17 protein-coding genes are annotated in these 16,439 nt (G+C 45.4%); 9 read left to right on the forward strand and 8 right to left on the reverse strand.

Annotation, left to right across the window (positions count from 1 at the left end; translation table 11 throughout):
• Nucleotides 1-371: 371 nt before the first annotated feature.
• Genes D6D85_RS00115 through lysW/argW form a run of 4 tightly spaced genes read right to left on the reverse strand, consistent with a single transcriptional unit; the run spans nt 372 to nt 3,554 of the window.
• Entirely contained in the window at nt 372-1,400 is a 1,029-nt protein-coding gene (locus D6D85_RS00115; protein WP_237558689.1) for an N-acetyl-lysine deacetylase, read from the reverse strand.
• On the reverse strand, nt 1,369-2,544 hold the full coding sequence (locus tag D6D85_RS00120; protein WP_125670009.1) for an aspartate aminotransferase family protein: 1,176 nt from the start codon (nt 2,542-2,544) through the stop codon (nt 1,369-1,371). Before D6D85_RS00120 ends, D6D85_RS00115 begins: the two co-directional genes overlap by 32 nt.
• Nucleotides 2,545-3,384, reverse strand: a complete 840-nt coding sequence (gene lysX / locus D6D85_RS00125) for a lysine biosynthesis protein LysX (protein ID WP_125670010.1) — start codon at nt 3,382-3,384, stop codon at nt 2,545-2,547.
• Nucleotides 3,385-3,386: 2 nt separating this feature from the next.
• Nucleotides 3,387-3,554 (reverse strand): alpha-aminoadipate/glutamate carrier protein LysW, encoded by a 168-nt coding sequence (gene lysW/argW, locus D6D85_RS00130; protein WP_125670011.1) that lies wholly within the window; start codon nt 3,552-3,554, stop codon nt 3,387-3,389.
• A 138-nt stretch (nt 3,555-3,692) separates the two neighbouring features.
• Here lysW/argW and argC point away from each other — a divergent pair, with 138 nt between their 5' ends.
• Genes argC through D6D85_RS00160 form a run of 6 tightly spaced genes read left to right on the forward strand, consistent with a single transcriptional unit; the run spans nt 3,693 to nt 9,668 of the window.
• On the forward strand, nt 3,693-4,745 hold the full coding sequence (argC, locus tag D6D85_RS00135; protein WP_202617253.1) for an N-acetyl-gamma-glutamyl-phosphate reductase: 1,053 nt from the start codon (nt 3,693-3,695) through the stop codon (nt 4,743-4,745).
• An 8-nt stretch (nt 4,746-4,753) separates the two neighbouring features.
• Entirely contained in the window at nt 4,754-5,548 is a 795-nt protein-coding gene (locus D6D85_RS00140) for a [LysW]-aminoadipate/[LysW]-glutamate kinase (RefSeq protein ID WP_125670013.1), read from the forward strand.
• A gap of 15 nt (nt 5,549-5,563) precedes the next feature.
• The gene (locus tag D6D85_RS00145) at nt 5,564-6,910 is read left to right on the forward strand and encodes a homocitrate synthase/isopropylmalate synthase family protein (RefSeq protein WP_125670014.1); all 1,347 of its coding nucleotides are present in this window, start codon (nt 5,564-5,566) and stop codon (nt 6,908-6,910) included.
• Nucleotides 6,870-8,132 (forward strand): 3-isopropylmalate dehydratase large subunit, encoded by a 1,263-nt coding sequence (locus D6D85_RS00150; protein WP_237558688.1) that lies wholly within the window; start codon nt 6,870-6,872, stop codon nt 8,130-8,132. Before D6D85_RS00145 ends, D6D85_RS00150 begins: the two co-directional genes overlap by 41 nt.
• Before the next feature lies 1 nt (nt 8,133).
• A complete protein-coding gene (locus D6D85_RS00155; protein ID WP_125670015.1) occupies nt 8,134-8,652 on the forward strand; it encodes a LeuD/DmdB family oxidoreductase small subunit in 519 nt (172 codons plus the stop codon).
• Nucleotides 8,634-9,668 (forward strand): isocitrate/isopropylmalate dehydrogenase family protein, encoded by a 1,035-nt coding sequence (locus D6D85_RS00160; protein ID WP_125670016.1) that lies wholly within the window; start codon nt 8,634-8,636, stop codon nt 9,666-9,668. Before D6D85_RS00155 ends, D6D85_RS00160 begins: the two co-directional genes overlap by 19 nt.
• A 177-nt stretch (nt 9,669-9,845) precedes the next feature.
• On the opposite strand, the gene D6D85_RS00165 is transcribed toward D6D85_RS00160, so the two are convergent.
• Complete coding sequence (locus tag D6D85_RS00165; protein WP_161969590.1) at nt 9,846-11,207, reverse strand: ATP-binding protein; 1,362 nt, start codon at nt 11,205-11,207, stop codon at nt 9,846-9,848.
• A 63-nt stretch (nt 11,208-11,270) separates the two neighbouring features.
• On the reverse strand, nt 11,271-12,197 hold the full coding sequence (locus tag D6D85_RS00170; RefSeq protein WP_125670018.1) for a M48 family metallopeptidase: 927 nt from the start codon (nt 12,195-12,197) through the stop codon (nt 11,271-11,273).
• 123 nt (nt 12,198-12,320) lie between these two features.
• On the opposite strand from D6D85_RS00170, the gene D6D85_RS00175 reads away from it, so the two are divergent.
• The 3 genes from D6D85_RS00175 to D6D85_RS00185 all read left to right on the forward strand — a co-directional run bounded on the left by D6D85_RS00175 (nt 12,321) and on the right by D6D85_RS00185 (nt 15,292).
• Entirely contained in the window at nt 12,321-13,517 is a 1,197-nt protein-coding gene (locus tag D6D85_RS00175) for an NfeD family protein (protein ID WP_125670019.1), read from the forward strand.
• Nucleotides 13,514-14,404, forward strand: a complete 891-nt coding sequence (locus D6D85_RS00180) for an SPFH domain-containing protein (RefSeq protein ID WP_125670020.1) — start codon at nt 13,514-13,516, stop codon at nt 14,402-14,404. The genes D6D85_RS00175 and D6D85_RS00180 overlap by 4 nt, the downstream gene beginning before the upstream one ends.
• A gap of 81 nt (nt 14,405-14,485) precedes the next feature.
• Entirely contained in the window at nt 14,486-15,292 is an 807-nt protein-coding gene (locus D6D85_RS00185) for a hypothetical protein (RefSeq protein ID WP_125670021.1), read from the forward strand.
• Nucleotides 15,293-15,583: 291 nt separating this feature from the next.
• Here the strand turns inward: D6D85_RS00185 and D6D85_RS00190 are convergent, their stop codons facing one another.
• Together D6D85_RS00190 and D6D85_RS00195 are read right to left on the reverse strand one after the other, a co-directional pair.
• Complete coding sequence (locus D6D85_RS00190) at nt 15,584-15,961, reverse strand: PIN domain-containing protein (RefSeq protein ID WP_125670022.1); 378 nt, start codon at nt 15,959-15,961, stop codon at nt 15,584-15,586.
• A 16-nt stretch (nt 15,962-15,977) separates the two neighbouring features.
• Nucleotides 15,978-16,178, reverse strand: coding sequence for an antitoxin VapB family protein (locus D6D85_RS00195; RefSeq protein WP_125670023.1), 201 nt, complete (start codon nt 16,176-16,178; stop codon nt 15,978-15,980).
• Nucleotides 16,179-16,439 lie beyond the last annotated feature (261 nt).

A 16,439-nucleotide genomic window follows, 5' to 3' on the forward strand; every position in this document is an offset into this window, starting at 1 on the left:
TTGGAGGATGTTATGCTAGAGCATACAACTGCTGGAGAAAGCTTCCCTCACCAGACCCTCTTTGTCCAAGGATAAGGAAGGTAAATTGCTGATTCTGTCGTATAATAATGCTTGTTCTGTCTTTGTAAGCGGATTTAAAGGTTCCATTCCTCATTTTGGATATTTGTAGTTCACTCACGGCATTGAGCATATACTTACTGAACATATGCGACTTTATACCTAACTAAAAGCTGCTAAGTCCTCCTCCTGCTTATTCTGAGCCAACAAGAGGTTTTTAATTCAAAAATTCAGTAAAAAACTCATAAGATAGTGAACAAACTCGCTCTAAGCAAGCTAGAAAACAGATAAGCTCTCAATCTTGTAGATTAACCTCAGCTTAAGAACTCCCTTACGGTATCCCTGTAGATTCTAGCTCCAAGCTCAAGCTCAGCGATGCTTATCTCCTCCCTGTCCGTGTGGGATAGCTCGGATCTCCCAGGACCAAAGCCCACTATGTTCTCTGTTATCCTAATCAACAGGTTCATATCGCTTGTGCCGAGCTTTATAACAGGTGATGGCTTTAGTCCATTTCTTATCATTGATCTTGCCAGGGATCTGGCGATGGGAGTGTCAATGCGAACTCTTACAGGAGGGGTTTCATCCACAATGCTGTATGTACAGTCAGGCATGCAGCTTTTTACAATCTCCCCGAATGCTTCAGTGCTCCAGCCCAAGGGGATCCTGATGTCCACAAGAGCTCTTGCCTCCTTTGGTATCAGGCTAAAAGGAAGACCTCCCTCAATGTAGTTTACAACAATGCTTGAACCGGGAACTGATAGAACCCTCTTTTTAACCTCCAGCAGGCTTTCTATCAGCTTATCTATGGCCGATGTTCCGCTTTGAGGCGTTGATGAGTGTCCTCCCGATCCATGGCATTTGATCTCCAGCTTCATGGATCCTCTATAACCTATTATGATGTTGAAATTAGATGGCTCTCCCACTATTATTGCAGTCGGCCTTGCATCCCTCATCAACCTCTTTGCCCCACTGCTTCCCCTCTCCTCGTCCACCAGAGCAGCAATTGTTATCCTACATTCTTCCTCATCTAAGTGCTTTATGGCTTCAATTGAGCCGATAGTCATGGAGACAAGAGGTCCCTTGGCATCTACTGCTCCTCTTCCCCTGAAGATCGTCCCATCATATTCCACTGGAAGCTCTCCAGGCACTGTATCTATATGTCCAGCTAAAAGCACCCATTTTTCTCCTCTCCCGTAATTAAGTAGTGCATTTCCTGCGTCATCCACCACAATATCTCCATTCCACCATCTGCTCACAACATCTACATACCTCTTAATCGCTTCTGCTTCATTGCCCGATGGGCTATAAGCCTTAAGAAGCTCCAACATTAGCTCTTCTAGCATTCTCCTCACTTAGACACCTCTCTAATGCAGATATAATTAAATCTATATCATTGTCATTAATTAAATATGGAGGAAGAAATCTGACAACAGTTGTCCCTGCTTTTAGCGCCAGAATTCCGCTATGCTGAAGCATCTCCAGCACTGGCTTTGGATCAAACCTCAGTTCCACTCCTATCATCAGGCCAGCGCCCCTGAAATCCCTGACTATCTTGATATCTCTGCATATCTCCTTTATGCCTTTCATCAACCTGAGGCCAGCAGTCTCTGCCTTGAATGGAACATTTTCCTCCAGCAAAACCTCAACAGAAGCCTTGACTGCAGCCATTGCAAGAAGGTTTCCGCCGAATGTAGAGCCATGATCGCCCTCACTGATGGAATTGCCGATATCATCCCTGAGGAAGGCAATGGAGACAGGAATACCCCCTCCAATTGCTTTTCCTGCGAGCATGATGTCCCCATACACGTTGTATAGATCAGAGGCCCATACCTTCCCTGTCCTGCCAAAACCGGTCTGTATCTCATCTACTATGAGAAGAACATTCCTTTCCTCAGTTATCTCCCTCAAAGCCTTCATGAATTCATTGGATGCTGGATTTATCCCTCCCTCTCCCTGAATAGGCTCAACTATGACTGCAGCTAAATCCTCGGTGATAGCACTTTCAGCTGCGCTCACATCATTGAATTTTATGAACTCGGCGTCGAGAAGGGGCTCAAATGGCCTCCTGTACTTGGGATTCCATGTCACAGACAGGGCACCAAAGGTCCTTCCATGAAATGCCCCTGTAAAGGAGAGGAACTTCTTCCTTCCTGTCATTTTTCTAGCAACTTTAAGGGCAAAATCAACTGCTTCAGAACCGGAGTTGAGTAAGTAGAAATAGGAGTATTTCCTTGGCGTGACCTTTTCCAGAGCGCTTGCAGTTTCCTCCCTCAGATAGTGATCATAAGAGGATGAAAGTGTTACTATGTTCTCAAGCTGCTCCCTGATCGATGCAACTATTCTCGGATTTACATGGCCGAGAAACGCAACTCCATGTCCTGTATGACAATCTATATACTTTCTATTATTTATATCCCACACATACTGGCCGTATCCCCTGACTATCCTGAGGCCTCTCAAGCCGTAGAGGTTCAGATATCTGAGCAATCAGCGCTTCACCCTTTCCACAGCGAACTCTAGGACTTTCTTCGCCAAATCATAGCCTGTAACAGCTACGGTGTTCTTGAACTCCGTTACTGCATTCACCTCATCCACAATGTATCCCTTTTCCGGATGCTCCAGTATATCTATGCCTAGAAATTGGCCCTTTACGGCCTCTGAAGCCCTCAATGCTATTTCCTCCAGCTCAGGATCCACATGAGCAGGGGCAGCTTTTCCCCCTCTTGCAGTATTTGTTATCCAGTGATCGCTATATCTGTATATTGCCACTGGAACCTCATCTCCCACTACTACCACTCTTATGTCCCTCCCCGGCTTTCTCACGAACTCCTGAGCATAGTATATGCTCTGAATTGGATTTGGAATGTACATCCTGTGCTCTATCACTGTTCTAAGATCCTCCTCATCATCTATCAATGCGAGCATCCTGCCCCAGCTGCCGTGAATTGGCTTTATGACAAAGGGATATCCGAGCTCATCAGCTGCTTTATGAGCAGAGTCATGGCTGAAGGCCACATAGGTATCTGGAACTGGTATGCCCCTTCTTGCCAGAAGGGATGTAGTCCACAGCTTGTCCTGACATATCATGATGGTATCCGATCTGTTTATCACATCAACTCCAAGTGACTCCATGAAAATTGCTGATTCCAAGGCATTGTAGAAACTGGTACATCGCTGAAGGGCGATATCCTCCATATCTGCATCTGTTCTTCCCACTTTACCGCAAATAGATGGGACATGCACAGGCTTTATCTCTATTCCAAGCTTTTTTGCTGCCTCTATGAATGATTTCTCCTCCCAGCGAAGGATGTCATAAAGAAGGAGCATGTCTACTCTCCCCAGTCCTCCTTTATTCCCTCCAAGGGCTTCAACCTTATCGAATTCCCATCCATCAAGACCTCTAGGGTAACACCGCATTCGTGATCTATCAGCTCTCCAGGCAGCACGTCATCTGGCACCTCAACGGGCTCACCGCATATCGGACACTTGACGCGCATTCTCTCACCGAGCAGAGGGATGAAGAGATAACTTTATAAAGTTATCGTTTTTCGGTCTGAAGTTAACGATATTCGGTAATAAAATGTCGATCTACGGATAAGTTTAAATACAAAGCTGCCGATTGAAGGGAGATCCTGATGAGAATAAATGTGGGCATTATAGGAGCCTCCGGCTACACAGGTGGAGAGCTTCTGAGGATACTGGCCAATCATCCCTCGGTAGAGGTGTCATACGTCACATCAAGGGAGCATGCAGGCAAGCCTCTGCATTATGTGCATTATAATCTGAGAGGATATTACAAAGGGCTCAGATTTCATGAATTTAAGCTGGATGAGCTCACAGAAAAGGCAGATGTAGTTTTTCTATCCCTTCCTCATGGTGTGTCGTTGAAGTACGTGCCGGATCTGTTGAATACGGGGATTAAAGTGATAGATCTCAGTGCTGACTTCAGATTAAAGGATCCCAGCATGTACAAGTTCTGGTATGGCTTCGAGCATCCGTATCCAGATCTCCTCTCTAAAGCAGTTTATGGCCTTCCTGAAATTCACAGAGATGAGATAAGGAATGCCAGCCTAGTTGCATCCCCTGGATGCAATGCAACAGCCACAATACTGGCATTGCTACCTGTGGCAAGAGCAGGGCTCATTGACCTCAACAGAATAGTCTCCGACGTGAAAGTTGGAAGCAGTGAGGGAGGTTCGAAGCCGAGGGCCGGATCCCATCACCCCGAGAGGGAGGGAGCAATCAGGCCATATGATGCTGAGGGTCATAGGCATGCTGCTGAGGTTGAGCAGGAGCTCAGACTTATTACAAAAGCTGATGTCTCAGTCTCCTTAGTGCCTTATGCGGTCAGTAGTGTGAGAGGTGCTCTTGCATCAGTCCACTCTTGGCTTGTCAGGGAGGTGGATGATGTGGAGGTGATGAAAGCATATGTTCAGACATACTCCAAAGAGCATTTTATCAGGCTTGTAAGGGCAGTTCCACCGGGATATCCTGATCCAAAGTACGTCATCGGCAGCAATTATGCAGATGTAGGCTATGCTGTCGAGAGAAGGCTAAGAAGACTAACTGCATTTGCAGCCATAGATAACATGGTGAAGGGAGCAGCAGGCCAAGCAGTTCAGGCATTTAACATAATGGCTGGATTTGAGGAGACCCTAGGACTTGAAAATCCTCCTCTTAAGCCCTAGGTGATTTTATGATCGTTGTTAAAGTTGGTGGGGAGGTCTTGGCGAGGAATCTCGATGGGATAGTTGAGAGCGTGGGAAGAAGAGCTGACAGGGGCATAGTTCTGGTACATGGAGGTGGTATCATTGTGACAGAGCTATGCAAAAGGATGGGAGTAGAGCCAAAGTTTGTGACATCTCCAGAGGGTCTGAGGAGCAGATACACAGACAGGGATGAGATCGAAGTTTATGTCATGGCAATGGCCGGAAAAATAAACAAGAGGATTGTCTCCGGTCTTCTCTCAAGGGGAGTTAAATCCGTTGGAATATCGGGTGCAGATGGGCCAACAGCCATAGCTGAGAGGAAGGAGAGGATCGTGATAGTGGATGAGAGGGGAAGAAAAAGGGTGATAGATGGCGGATATACGGGAAGAATAGTGGAGATAAGGACAGAACTTATAGATCTCCTTCTGAGCAATGGATTTACTGTTGTGATAGCTCCAGTAGCGGTTGATGGAAAAGGAAATCTCCTGAACGTTGATGCAGACCAGATGGCCTTTAAACTCTCATCTGCTGTGAGAGCGGATAAGCTTGTGATGCTGACCGATGTTCCGGGTGTCCTCATCAATAACCGTGTCATTGAGAGGATCAGAACGAATGAGGTAAATGAGATGATCAAGAGAGTAGGTTTCGGCATGAACAGGAAGTTGATGAGCGCGGCGAATGCCATAGAACAGGGAGTGAAGGAGGTGATAATATCATCGGGGCTTGTGGAGGATCCTCTGGCCCATGCACTAGCCGGGGGCGGGACTATCATAAGCCCTTAAGTGGGAGGTCTCGAGATGTCGTCCTCTGAATGTAGTTCCGGAGATGATCTGGTTTTTTATGAGGAGATATTCCCGTTTGAAGGCCCTCCGAGGATAGCCAGCGGAAACAGGGATATAGTGATCACAGACACCACACTCAGGGATGGGCAACAAGGATGGAGGGAGTTCACAGTAGAGGAGGGCTTGAGGATATACAGAGTTCTGGCGGAGCTGGGAAGTGCTATAGAGTCGACAGAGCTATTTCTGTATACTCCCAAGGATAGGAAGCTTGTATCAGCCATAAAAAGCTTGGAATTGAGTAATCCAAGGCCTATAGGTTGGATAAGAGCATCACTAAGTGATCTGAAGTTGTTACAAGAGGCAGGTCTGAAGGAGACCGTTATCCTTGCGTCGATATCGGACTACCACATACACTTCAAGTTTGGCTTGAGCAGGGAGCAGGCATTTGAGAAATACCTGAGCGTAGTGGAGGAGGCATTAAAACTGGGAATATCTGTGAGATGCAGCCTTGAGGACTTCACTAGGGCAAGTCCATCGAGAAACATATTTCCATTTGTCAGCAAGTTGATGAAGCTCAGTGAGAGATATAGATCACAGATAAGGATAAAGCTTGCAGATACCTTGGGTTTAGGCCTTCCATTTCCCGATATCCCACCGCCGAGGGGAATACCGGCAGTTATTAGATTGTTAACAGATGGAATGGGCGTGCCAGGGGGATCAATTGAGTTCCATGGCCACAATGATCTAGGGCTTGTTGTGGCGAATCACCTAGCCGCATGGATCTACGGGGCAAGGGCATCCAACTGCACGTTAATGGGAATAGGGGAGAGGACAGGAAACTGCCCGCTCGAGGTGATGCTGATCCACTATGTGGGGATAAAAGGTCATGATGGAACAGCCAACCTGAAGGCAATAAGAGAAGCTGCTCAGCTCTTCAGGTCATTGGGCTTAAAGATACCCGAGTTTCAGCCGCTAGTGGGGGAAAATGCATTCAGGACAAAGGCAGGAATACACATAGATGGCCTCATGAAGAACCCTAAGATATATCTACCCTTTGATCCCATCTCCGTGCTGGGAATACCATATGGCGTGGCTATAACACCCCACTCTGGAAGGTCTGCAATTGCTCTGTGGGTTTCATCGCATTTAGATGGCGGAAAGATAGATGCAAAGCATGTTCTGGCATTGAAGGAGGATCCGAGGCTGGAAGCCCTGTATAATGAATTAATGAAGCTTTTTGATGAGAAAAGAAGCTTGAATGATGACGAGCTCATGAGAATTGCCGTTAAATATTTCCCTGAGCTGGATAGGAGGAATTTAAATGGGAGGAATGACGATAACAGAGAAGATCTTATCATATAAGGCTGGAAGAAGGGTTTATCCCGGGGATCTGATAGTTGTGGGCATTGACCTAGCTTATGCCCATGATGGAACAGCCCCTCTAGCTATACAAATAATGAGGGAAAATCCGGAGCTTTACAGAGTTTTCGATCCCCTAAAAGTGCTTTTTGTGGTAGATCATGCATCTCCGGCACCCCATGTAGAGGCGGCAAAGGCACATAAAATGATGAGAGACTTTGCGAGAAAGTTTGGAATAAGATTCTTCGATGTGGGGGAGGGAATATGCCATCAAATTGTGGCCGAAAATGGCTACGCAAGGCCTTTCTCCCTTGTTTTAGGTGCAGATAGTCACACAACAACATTGGGAGCTTTATCCTCATTTGCCACTGGTGTTGGAAGCACGGACATAACTCTGGCAATTTCCCTTGGAAAATCGTGGCTTAGAGTTCCTGAACCTGTAAAAGTGTCTCTTGAGGGGGAGGTAAGGCCTTTCATAAGCGGAAAGGACATAATACTTCGAATAATAAAAGAGGTAGGTGTGGATGGCCTGACATATAAAGCAGTGGAGTTCCATGGGGATGCAATAAAATACATATCAATGGACTCTAGGATGACGATATGTAATATGTGCGTTGAAGCTGGAGCCAAAACGGGGATCTTTCCGGTCGATGGCATTCTTTTAAGATATCTTTCCCAGATTGGTGTTGAGGGAATTGAGCTGGAAGCAGATCCGGATGCAGAATACGATGAGATCTTTTCATTTGATCTGAGTAGCCTTGAGCCTCAGGTAGCAGAGCCTCCAAATGTAGACAGAGTGAGAGCTGTGGAGGAGCTGGAGGGGACAGAGGTAGATCAGGTTTTCATAGGATCCTGCACAAACGGGAGATATGAGGACTTTTTAGCGGCTGCTAAGATCTTAAGAGGGAGAAAAGCAAAGGATGGCGTGAGATGCATAGCTATACCTGCATCTAGGAGCATATACCTTAAGCTCCTGAAAGATGGGGTGCTCAATGTTCTAACTGAAGCAGGATTCTTCGTAGCACATTCCACCTGTGGTCCATGTATAGGGGCTCATCTGGGGCTTCTTGGCCCCAATGAGACAGTTATATCGACAAGCAATAGGAACTTCCCGGGAAGAATGGGGGACAAGGATAGCAAGATTTACCTTGCATCCCCTGCTACTGCTGCCGCATCCGCTGTTGAGGGAAGGATTGCAGATCCGAGGAAATATCTGGGTGATTGAGATGGATATCAGGGGGAGGGCTTGGAAGCTGGGCGATAACATAAGCACCGATCATATAATATCCGGGAAGTATAAGTTTAAGGCTATATCGAGCATTCAGGACATGGTACCACATGTCCTAGAGGAGGTTATCCCGGACTTTCACCTCAAGGTGAGGAAAGGGGACGTAATAGTTGCTGGGAGGAACTTTGGAATGGGTTCAAGTAGGGAGCATGCGCCTCTCCTCCTCAAGATGTTGGGGATAAGCGCTATAATAGCTGGGAGCTTCGCTAGAATATTTTTCAGGAATTCAATAAATATAGGATTGCCTGTGATAACAGCATTAAGGATACCTAAAGCGACCGAGGAAGGGGATATTTTACATGTGGATGTCGAAAGAGGGATCCTGATAAACATGAGCAAGGGAGTAGAGGAGCAGGTAAAGCCATACCCAAGGGAGATATTGGATATCCTGGAGTGCGGAGGTATTATTGAATACGTGAAGAGATATGGTGATCTACCATGGCAAGATACAAGATAGGGATCATAGAGGGGGATGGAATAGGCCCTGAGGTAATTCGTGCAGCTCTCAAGTTCTTGGATGAGATTGGTGAGTTCGAGATAGTCAAGGTCAATGCTGGATATGAGTACTTTAGGAGAGCTGGTAGGCCAATTGAGGAAGGAGGCATGGAAACCCTGAGGGAGATGGATGCAGTCCTAAAGGGCCCTCTCACGACATTGCCAGGGTCAGAGACTATAAAAAGCATAAACGTCATGCTTAGGCAGGAGCTGGATCTTTATGCAAATGTAAGGCCGTTCAAAAGCTTTCGTGGGATATCCCTCAGGGATCTAAATTTCGTAATAGTCAGGGAGAACACGGAGGGTCTTTACTCAGGCGTGGAGGGCAGATTTAAGGACATTGCTCTATCAGCTAGGTTTGTCACAAAGGCCGGATGCGAGAGAATCGTCAGATATGCCTTCAATCTAGCTAGAGCTGAGGGGTTCAGAAAGGTAACTGCTGTTCACAAGGCAAATATACTCAAGGTGGGAGATGGCTTCTTCAGGCAGATATTTCTGGATATCGCAAGGGATTTCCCGGATATAGAGTCGGATGAGGTATATGTTGATGCAGCTGCATATTATATAGTTAAAGAGCCAAAAAGATTCAATATAATTGTAACACTGAATCTCTATGGAGATATACTAAGCGATCTAGCGGCAGGGCTTGTTGGAAGCCTTGGTCTCTGTGGCTCAGCGCTGATAGGGGACTCCATTGCTGTTTTTGAGCCAGTTCATGGATCTGCACCGGATATAGCTGGGAGAGGAATAGCCAATCCAATTGGCTCAATAGTCTCTCTCGGTCTCATGCTCAAATATCTGGGAACAAAAAATGGAGATGAACGCATGCTAAAAGCATCCAAGGCAGTAGATAATGCCGTCAGGAATGTGCTTGAGAGAAGGGAAGTTCTCACACCTGATTTAGGTGGCTCCTCTGGAACAGAGGGTATGACCAATGCAATATTGGCAGAGTTCAGAGAGCTGCAGAACGCAGAATGAGGGGATCTCTCTTCTTTGCTCAACAGGGATTTATTGTAGACTTTGTGCGCCATTTGCATTATCCAGCATATAGATGAGCTGAAGGAGCTCTCCCATTTGAATAGGAGCAAAAATCAGGTTTAAAGAATGTCCAGCTACCGAGAGCTTACACTTTTTCTAAGAGGTAAACCACTTTTCTTAGATACACGGCTGGTTGCAGACTTCCGATAAACTGACTTGCTTCACGTTTTCCTCGGGTGCAAAGGTGAAATTGCTTCTAGAGTAGATGTAGTAGACTTCTTTTCTCTCTCCTTTTTTCCATTCGAATTCTTCGGCTTTTCTTTCAAGTTCTCGGAGAACAGACCTGTCTAAAGGATGTTTTGACCATTTTGCCTCCATAAAATATGCGACTTTGTTCTTCTCGTCTATAGCTACCCCGTCTATCTCTACTTCGCCTCGCCACCACCTGCCAACTTTCAGCGCAGGCACTGAATGGGAAAAGTGCTCAAGCGCGATCTCCTCGAAGACTGTGGAAGCGTATTCGTCTAGTTGTTCTGAGATTCTTGTGGCTACTCGCTCGACTTCACCAAGCTCAAGGAGATGAAGGTTTGGCCTGACATGCTTGAACCAGAAGCGGAGGAAATTATCTTTTATGATGTATCTAGCTCTTCCACGTCTTTCCTCCTCTAGCAGGGGATATCTCCTCTCAACAATGTCGAGAAGTGCTTCGAGAGTTCTCATATACCTTGGCAGCTCGCTTGATGAGAGCCCACTTTTAGAGGCTATCTCGCCGAGGGTCGTGGCTCCTGATGCCATTGCTTCCAGTATTGTCATGTATCTTAGGGGTTCTCGGGTCTCAGTTGCTAGGAGGAAATATGGCTCCTCGTGTAGCAATCCTCCCGGCTCAAGTATAAGATTTTTGATGTTTTCTAGGAGGCTCTTGGAGCAGTCAAGTAAAGATAAGTATGCTGGAATCCCTCCAAAAACTGCATAAGCTCTTACCTTGTCCTCGCATGGCCACGTGGAGGCAAACTCCTTAGCACATGTAAATGTGAATGGCTTCACTTTAAGTTGTCCCGTGCGCCTTCCAAAGATTGGTGAGGAAGATGCCAAAGCAGCTCTTTCAACAACGCCTACCGAGGAACCACTTAGCACGAGAAAAACCTTTGAGTGGCTGAGAAAGTCATCCCAAGCCGCCTGCAGTTCTGTAAGAAAGGCGGGGTCGTATTCAGCTAATCGCTGGAACTCGTCGATAGCTAAGGTGATCCTTTCATTGCTGCTTTCTTTTGCTATGTAGCTGAATAAATCACGGTAGTGACGTAATAACGGTGGATGGACATCCAATTGCTCACCTATTGCCTCTGAGATCTCTTGAAGGATGTTTCCTAGCCTTGAAACAACGAAATACACGCCTTTTTTGCCGGAGAGAAACCTCCTCAAAAGGAAGGTCTTGCCCACTCTTCTTCGCCCATACATCACTATGAGCTCAGCTCTGTGAGAGCGATACCTCTCCTCTAGAAAACTTAACTCCTTGCTTCTATCTATGAACGTGATCATCATGATTACAATCATCATGAACATATTCATAAACATTTCCTACGCGCGAAGAGGAGGAAGGAAATGCTAATATTCGCTATTCTTACAGTTTTTGAGAACATATTCTATCCTCCTCTCTATTGATGGATGATCCTCGCTTCCCCAGTCAAGGGGGAGAAGGTTGTGCTCAGCCAGCTTTCTCAATGCTGATATGTATGTCTCCTTTCCCACAACACGCGATGCATATAGATCAGCCTTAAGCTCCATTCTTCTCCAGTAATAAGATGATAGAAGAGGGAAAAAGAATGCCAGCAACATCGAGAGAAGGAAGAGAGTGCCTCCAACTCCGTCTCCAACAAGCTCATAGTAAATGGACAGGGCAAGAATCTCTATGCCTATTATCGATATTATAAGCCCGAACAATAGCTTTATGTGATCTTTGTTCGCAATATGCCCTATTTCATGGGCAACAACAGCTTTTACCTCATCATCGTTCAGGAATTCGAACAGAGGAGAAAAGAGTATTATTCTGGGCTTAAATATCCCGGAGACGACAGCATTGGCTTCCTTAATCTTTTCAAACTTAGCTACATATACTTTATAAGGAGCTGGATAGCTCAATGGCTCAATTTTAGTAAATAAACCTGGAGGGAACTTAAGGGAAAGGATAAGACAGCTTATTAAGCCCAGCGGGGCAAGAAAGATCACATCCAATGGGGATCTAGCTTTTGTTGAGACAATCAATGGAAATAGTATCACCAATTGGGACAAGAAGAGGGAGAGAATTATATCCAAGAGCTCTGAGCTCAGCAGGATTTCGGAGAGCTCTCCTCTGTAAAGCTGCCTGTAGTATGCAGATGAGGCGAAAACAGCCAAAGCTACATCCGAAATTATTAGAATGAGAAGGGCACTGAGAATGCCTAATAGACTGAAAAAGACAGCTAATCCTGTGCTAAGCGTGATTATAAGAAAAAGAGAAGAGAAAACAAGAAAGAAAAATTTGGCCTTCTTCATCCGAACTCCTCATGAAAGAGAGTTATTTAATTCTTATTTTTATTTTTTAGTTATTCCCCGCTTGAAGAGAGATGGATCTCAAGCACCAAAATCTTTAAGTAATTTATCATCGCTAATGTGCATGTGAAGGGCTGCGTTATTCCCCTCCTCTTGGTAATTCTCCTCCTAGCGACATCAGAGACCATTATAGTAGTTGATCTGAGCTATCCAATAACGGAAGGAGCAGTCTCTCTTCTGGAGGATGCGGTAAATCTTGCTGGGCAGATCGGATCCAAGAAAGTCGTTGTGATACTGAACACAAATGGCGGTACTCTATCAGCAACTGAGAAAATAGTAGATCTCATGAAGAAATCAGGCATAAGCTTTGCTGTCTATGTTCCCCCTGGTGGAAGAGCCTTTTCGGCGGGCTCAATAGTGTTGCTTGCATCGAGGGTGGCGGGAATGGGATCTGGAGCGGTGGTAGGGGCTGCTCAACCGAGGCCATACGATGAGAAAGTGGCAAAAGCGGTTGCAGGATGGATATCGAGCCTTGCTGAGAGCTCAGGGAGAAATAAAACAGCAGCTAGGGGCTTCGTTGAGAACAATGTTGCTCTCTCAGCAGATGAAGCACTGAACTATCACATAATTGAGGTGAAGGCGGACAGCTTGGATCAATTTCTCGACAAAATAGGGTGGTCAGGAAGCCTATTATACCTGAATCCAGGGCCTAGAACATCTCTTCTCCTTCTTATAACAAATCCCGATAATGCATGGTTCCTCATCATGGTAGGCGTTATACTGATCCTTATAGGGTTGGCTCATCCCACCTATATAATGGAGAGCGCAGGCTCCGTCTTGGTGCTTCTCGGCTTCCTTGGAATGGATCTGATAGGAGCCGATCTAGCCGCAATAATGGTCATAGCAATAGGATCCGCCACGATGTTCCTTGAGCTTAAGACTGGGCATGGAATCCTAGCAATTCTGGGAGCTATAATATCATCCATAGGTCTAATTCTTGTGTATCAATCACTGCCCTTCCTGCCGATGACAGTGTGGTCTGGGACATTGGTTTTAATTCTGATTTTCTCATCCTCTCTTGCTGGCTTCTACCTCTACAAGATAAGAAGTGCAATGAAGAGAATACCCGTTCACTCCATCGAGAGCCTCATAGGAAAGGAGGGAATTGTGAAGAAAAAGATAAAACCAGGAGGGGAGGGAGTTGTGCTCGTTGAGTCCGAGCTCTGGACTGCCACATCGGATGAGGAGCTTGAGGAGGGGGAGAAAGTTGTTGTTCTGGGTGTAAGTGGGCTGAAGCTGGTGGTGGGGAGGCGAGAGAGATGATAGTGGATCTGATTTTGATCGCTGTATTCCTCCTTATCCTAGTTGGATTTCTTGCATCGGCTATAAGGATAGTCCCGGAGTTCAAGAGACTTGTGATACTTAGACTTGGAAGATTTGTGGGCATGAAGGGTCCTGGCCTTGTCTTCAGAATACCGATAATAGACCAGCTGCTCTGGGTTGACCTCAGGGAAAGCTATTTCGATGTCCCGCATCAGACATGTATAACAAAGGACAACGCTCCAACAGATATAGACTTCATCGTCTACTACAAGGTAGTGGATCCAAGGGCAAGTGTTCTAAATGTATCAGATTTTAAGGGAGCGGCTCTTGGCATTTCAACAACTACATTGAGGGCTGTGATAGGCGAGATGATGTTAGATGAGGTTCTTGCGAAGAGAGATGAGATAAATCATGTGTTGAGGAGCAAGCTTGATGAGGTGACGGAGAGGTGGGGAGTGAAGATAACCAACGTTGAGATAAGGGAGATACTTCCGCCTCAATCAGTTCAGGAGGCGATGATAAAGCAGATGGCAGCTGAGAGGGAGAGAAGAGCCATGGTGACAGAAGCAGAGGGGAAGAAGGAAGCAGCCATAAAAGTTGCGGAAGGGGAGAAACAGGCAGCAATATTGAGAGCAGAGGGAGAAAAGCAGGCAGCAATATTAAGGGCAGAGGGAGAGAGACAGGCAGCAATATTGAGAGCAGAGGGGTATTCAACAGCCCTTCAGAAGATATCAGAGGTGGCAAGACAGCTTGATGAGAACACTATGAGGCTTCAGTATCTGGAGGGGTTCAAGGCAATAGGAGAATCAGGCTCAACGAAGATAGTGATACCGATGGAGCTGATTGACATGCTCAGGGAATGGCTCAGGAAAGCAAGTGGTAAATAATTTAGCTTGCCATAATTTGAATAATAAATCTTTCTTTTTTAATTTAAGAAAAGATTATAAGAATTGGTTGGGTGTTTCCCTGTGATCAGCGAAAAGCACATCGCATTGCTAATCATGCTCCTAGCTACAGCAACAGTTTATGGGATATTTGGAAGCTATTATCATACAATGGAGAACATCTGGAGGACTGCGAAGAGAATAGAGGTTCTCAAAAATGAGATATTTCACTTGAGCACTAGAGTTGAGGAAGAAAGAGAAGCGATAGCTCCTCTGGTGCTCAGGCTTTTCAGCTACTCAAAGGAGGACAGCGTTATAAGGATATATTATGGAGGTGTGGAGATATGGAGAGGCAGTTTAAGTGAACTGAACACGACGTATAATGTGGTTAACTTCGGGGAGGTGCACCTCAGAACCTCGAATGAAGGTGTGGTGGCAGGTGCAAGAGGATATTCCTATGTTCTGAATACTTCATATCAAGAGGAAATGCTACATGTAGTTGAGGATTCGGCAAGGTGGATTCATGCCATAAATGATGTGATAAGAAGGGATGAGGAGAACCTAACCAATCTGAAAAACCTTCTAAGCTCCATTTCATGGAGCCCTTTAATGTTTGCATTTCTTCTTGTTCCAGTGGCATCGATAGCAATTCAGCTTATCCTCCTTAGGATCTTCGATAGCTCTCTCCTCAGAAAATACATAGGTGTCATCCTAAATCCCTATCTTCTCCTTCCATTCCTCTTCATTTATGCAGCCCTAATTCTGCTTACAGTCATGCTTAATAAGGGAGATCTAATCCCTCTGCATGCAATTATGGCTCTTTATGTCCTCACAGCCATCCCCTCGCTTGCATCTCCTGTTCTCTACCTATACGAGAGGATAATCGAGTGAACTTGGTGCTTTTGATGCTACAGTGGAGCAAAAGCTGTTCACATAGAGGGCAACTGCTTTAACAACTAGATTCTTATATGCACTGAGCTTCATAAAGCTCTCCATATCCTAGATAGATTCAAAAAGCTGGAGTTATTTTGTAAACAGTAATAAGATTCCTTTGTTTCTCAGCTACTTAATCCCTTAGCTGTTTCGTCTTAGCAAAAATAATCTCTTCTACAATAATAAAAACTTATGTGCTCTCAGTAGCATAAGAAGCTCAATTCTATTTTTTTGATACTAAAGTGAACATTAGTCCCCTATATAAAGCACATGAGGCAAATTTCTGAAGAGCTTATCTCCGGTCACGAGATCTGTGTTCAGGAGAAGTGCTGTTGAGTAAACAATAGCATCAGCTAAGCTTGGCCTCCTCTCCTTGATTCTTCCGGAAAGTTGAAGAAGCTCAAGGTAGATCTCTCCAGCTTTTAGTGCAATCTCAACCGTTATACAAACTATTTCCGTTTTTGTCTCTATAAAAAGGAGCCTTTTTCTGACGATTTCTGGGCTAATTCCCTCCCTCAGGTACTTTCTGGAGATTTCTGCTAGGACTATTGATGGAGTATAACCTCCTTCCTTCAACAATTTCCTCACTTTCAATCCTTTATCGGAGCCGAGAAAGTATCTATCCAAGCATAGGTATCATAGACTACCATTCTCTATCCTCCATTCTGTCCTCAGGGGAGAACGGCCTTATCTTTCCCCTGTCTACTCCAAACATCTCTGTTTCCACGCCCAGCTCCTTTATCAAAAGTTCAAAGACGATTTCATCAAAGCTTCTGGCTTTTTTAATCTCCTTCAACTTAGAGAGCATTCGGTATGTCTCATCCCTGAGCTGTATTGTCTTCATACTACTGCCTTATAATTTACAACCTATAAAGCTTTAGCTTAAAGAATTGTAGTAAGGTTTATATATTCAAATAAACTCTATTTTCCAGCCGTTTAGAATCATGAAAACAGGAAAGGTTATCACAATCCCTTTGCACGTCTACATATGCTCCCCATCGATCATGAGGACAGGAAGGAGATAGGAAAGACAGGTGAAAAAGTATCGGCCATAGGATCCGGAACATGGGGGATAAAGGATAGGGAAAAGGCAAGAAAAGCCCTT

Origin of the sequence: Candidatus Methanodesulfokora washburnensis (assembly GCF_003947435.1) — an archaeon.
Taxonomy (GTDB): domain Archaea; phylum Korarchaeota; class Korarchaeia; order Korarchaeales; family Korarchaeaceae; genus Methanodesulfokora; species Methanodesulfokora washburnensis.

What these genes read in the sequence shown, in the direction of transcription:
- lysW/argW (WP_125670011.1), bottom strand. Translation starts at nt 3,554, where the DNA reads ATGCGCGTCAAGTGTCCGATATGCGGTGAGCCCGTTGAGGTGCCAGAT.
- D6D85_RS00115 (WP_237558689.1), bottom strand. Translation starts at nt 1,400, where the DNA reads ATGCTAGAAGAGCTAATGTTGGAGCTTCTTAAGGCTTATAGCCCATCG.
- D6D85_RS00160 (WP_125670016.1), top strand. Translation starts at nt 8,634, where the DNA reads ATGGCAAGATACAAGATAGGGATCATAGAGGGGGATGGAATAGGCCCT.
- D6D85_RS00165 (WP_161969590.1), bottom strand. Translation starts at nt 11,207, where the DNA reads ATGATGATCACGTTCATAGATAGAAGCAAGGAGTTAAGTTTTCTAGAG.
- D6D85_RS00170 (WP_125670018.1), bottom strand. Translation starts at nt 12,197, where the DNA reads ATGAAGAAGGCCAAATTTTTCTTTCTTGTTTTCTCTTCTCTTTTTCTT.
- D6D85_RS00155 (WP_125670015.1), top strand. Translation starts at nt 8,134, where the DNA reads ATGGATATCAGGGGGAGGGCTTGGAAGCTGGGCGATAACATAAGCACC.
- argC (WP_202617253.1), top strand. Translation starts at nt 3,693, where the DNA reads ATGAGAATAAATGTGGGCATTATAGGAGCCTCCGGCTACACAGGTGGA.
- D6D85_RS00140 (WP_125670013.1), top strand. Translation starts at nt 4,754, where the DNA reads ATGATCGTTGTTAAAGTTGGTGGGGAGGTCTTGGCGAGGAATCTCGAT.
- lysX (WP_125670010.1), bottom strand. Translation starts at nt 3,384, where the DNA reads ATGCTCCTTCTTTATGACATCCTTCGCTGGGAGGAGAAATCATTCATA.
- D6D85_RS00145 (WP_125670014.1), top strand. Translation starts at nt 5,564, where the DNA reads ATGTCGTCCTCTGAATGTAGTTCCGGAGATGATCTGGTTTTTTATGAG.
- D6D85_RS00180 (WP_125670020.1), top strand. Translation starts at nt 13,514, where the DNA reads ATGATAGTGGATCTGATTTTGATCGCTGTATTCCTCCTTATCCTAGTT.
- D6D85_RS00195 (WP_125670023.1), bottom strand. Translation starts at nt 16,178, where the DNA reads ATGAAGACAATACAGCTCAGGGATGAGACATACCGAATGCTCTCTAAG.
- D6D85_RS00150 (WP_237558688.1), top strand. Translation starts at nt 6,870, where the DNA reads ATGGGAGGAATGACGATAACAGAGAAGATCTTATCATATAAGGCTGGA.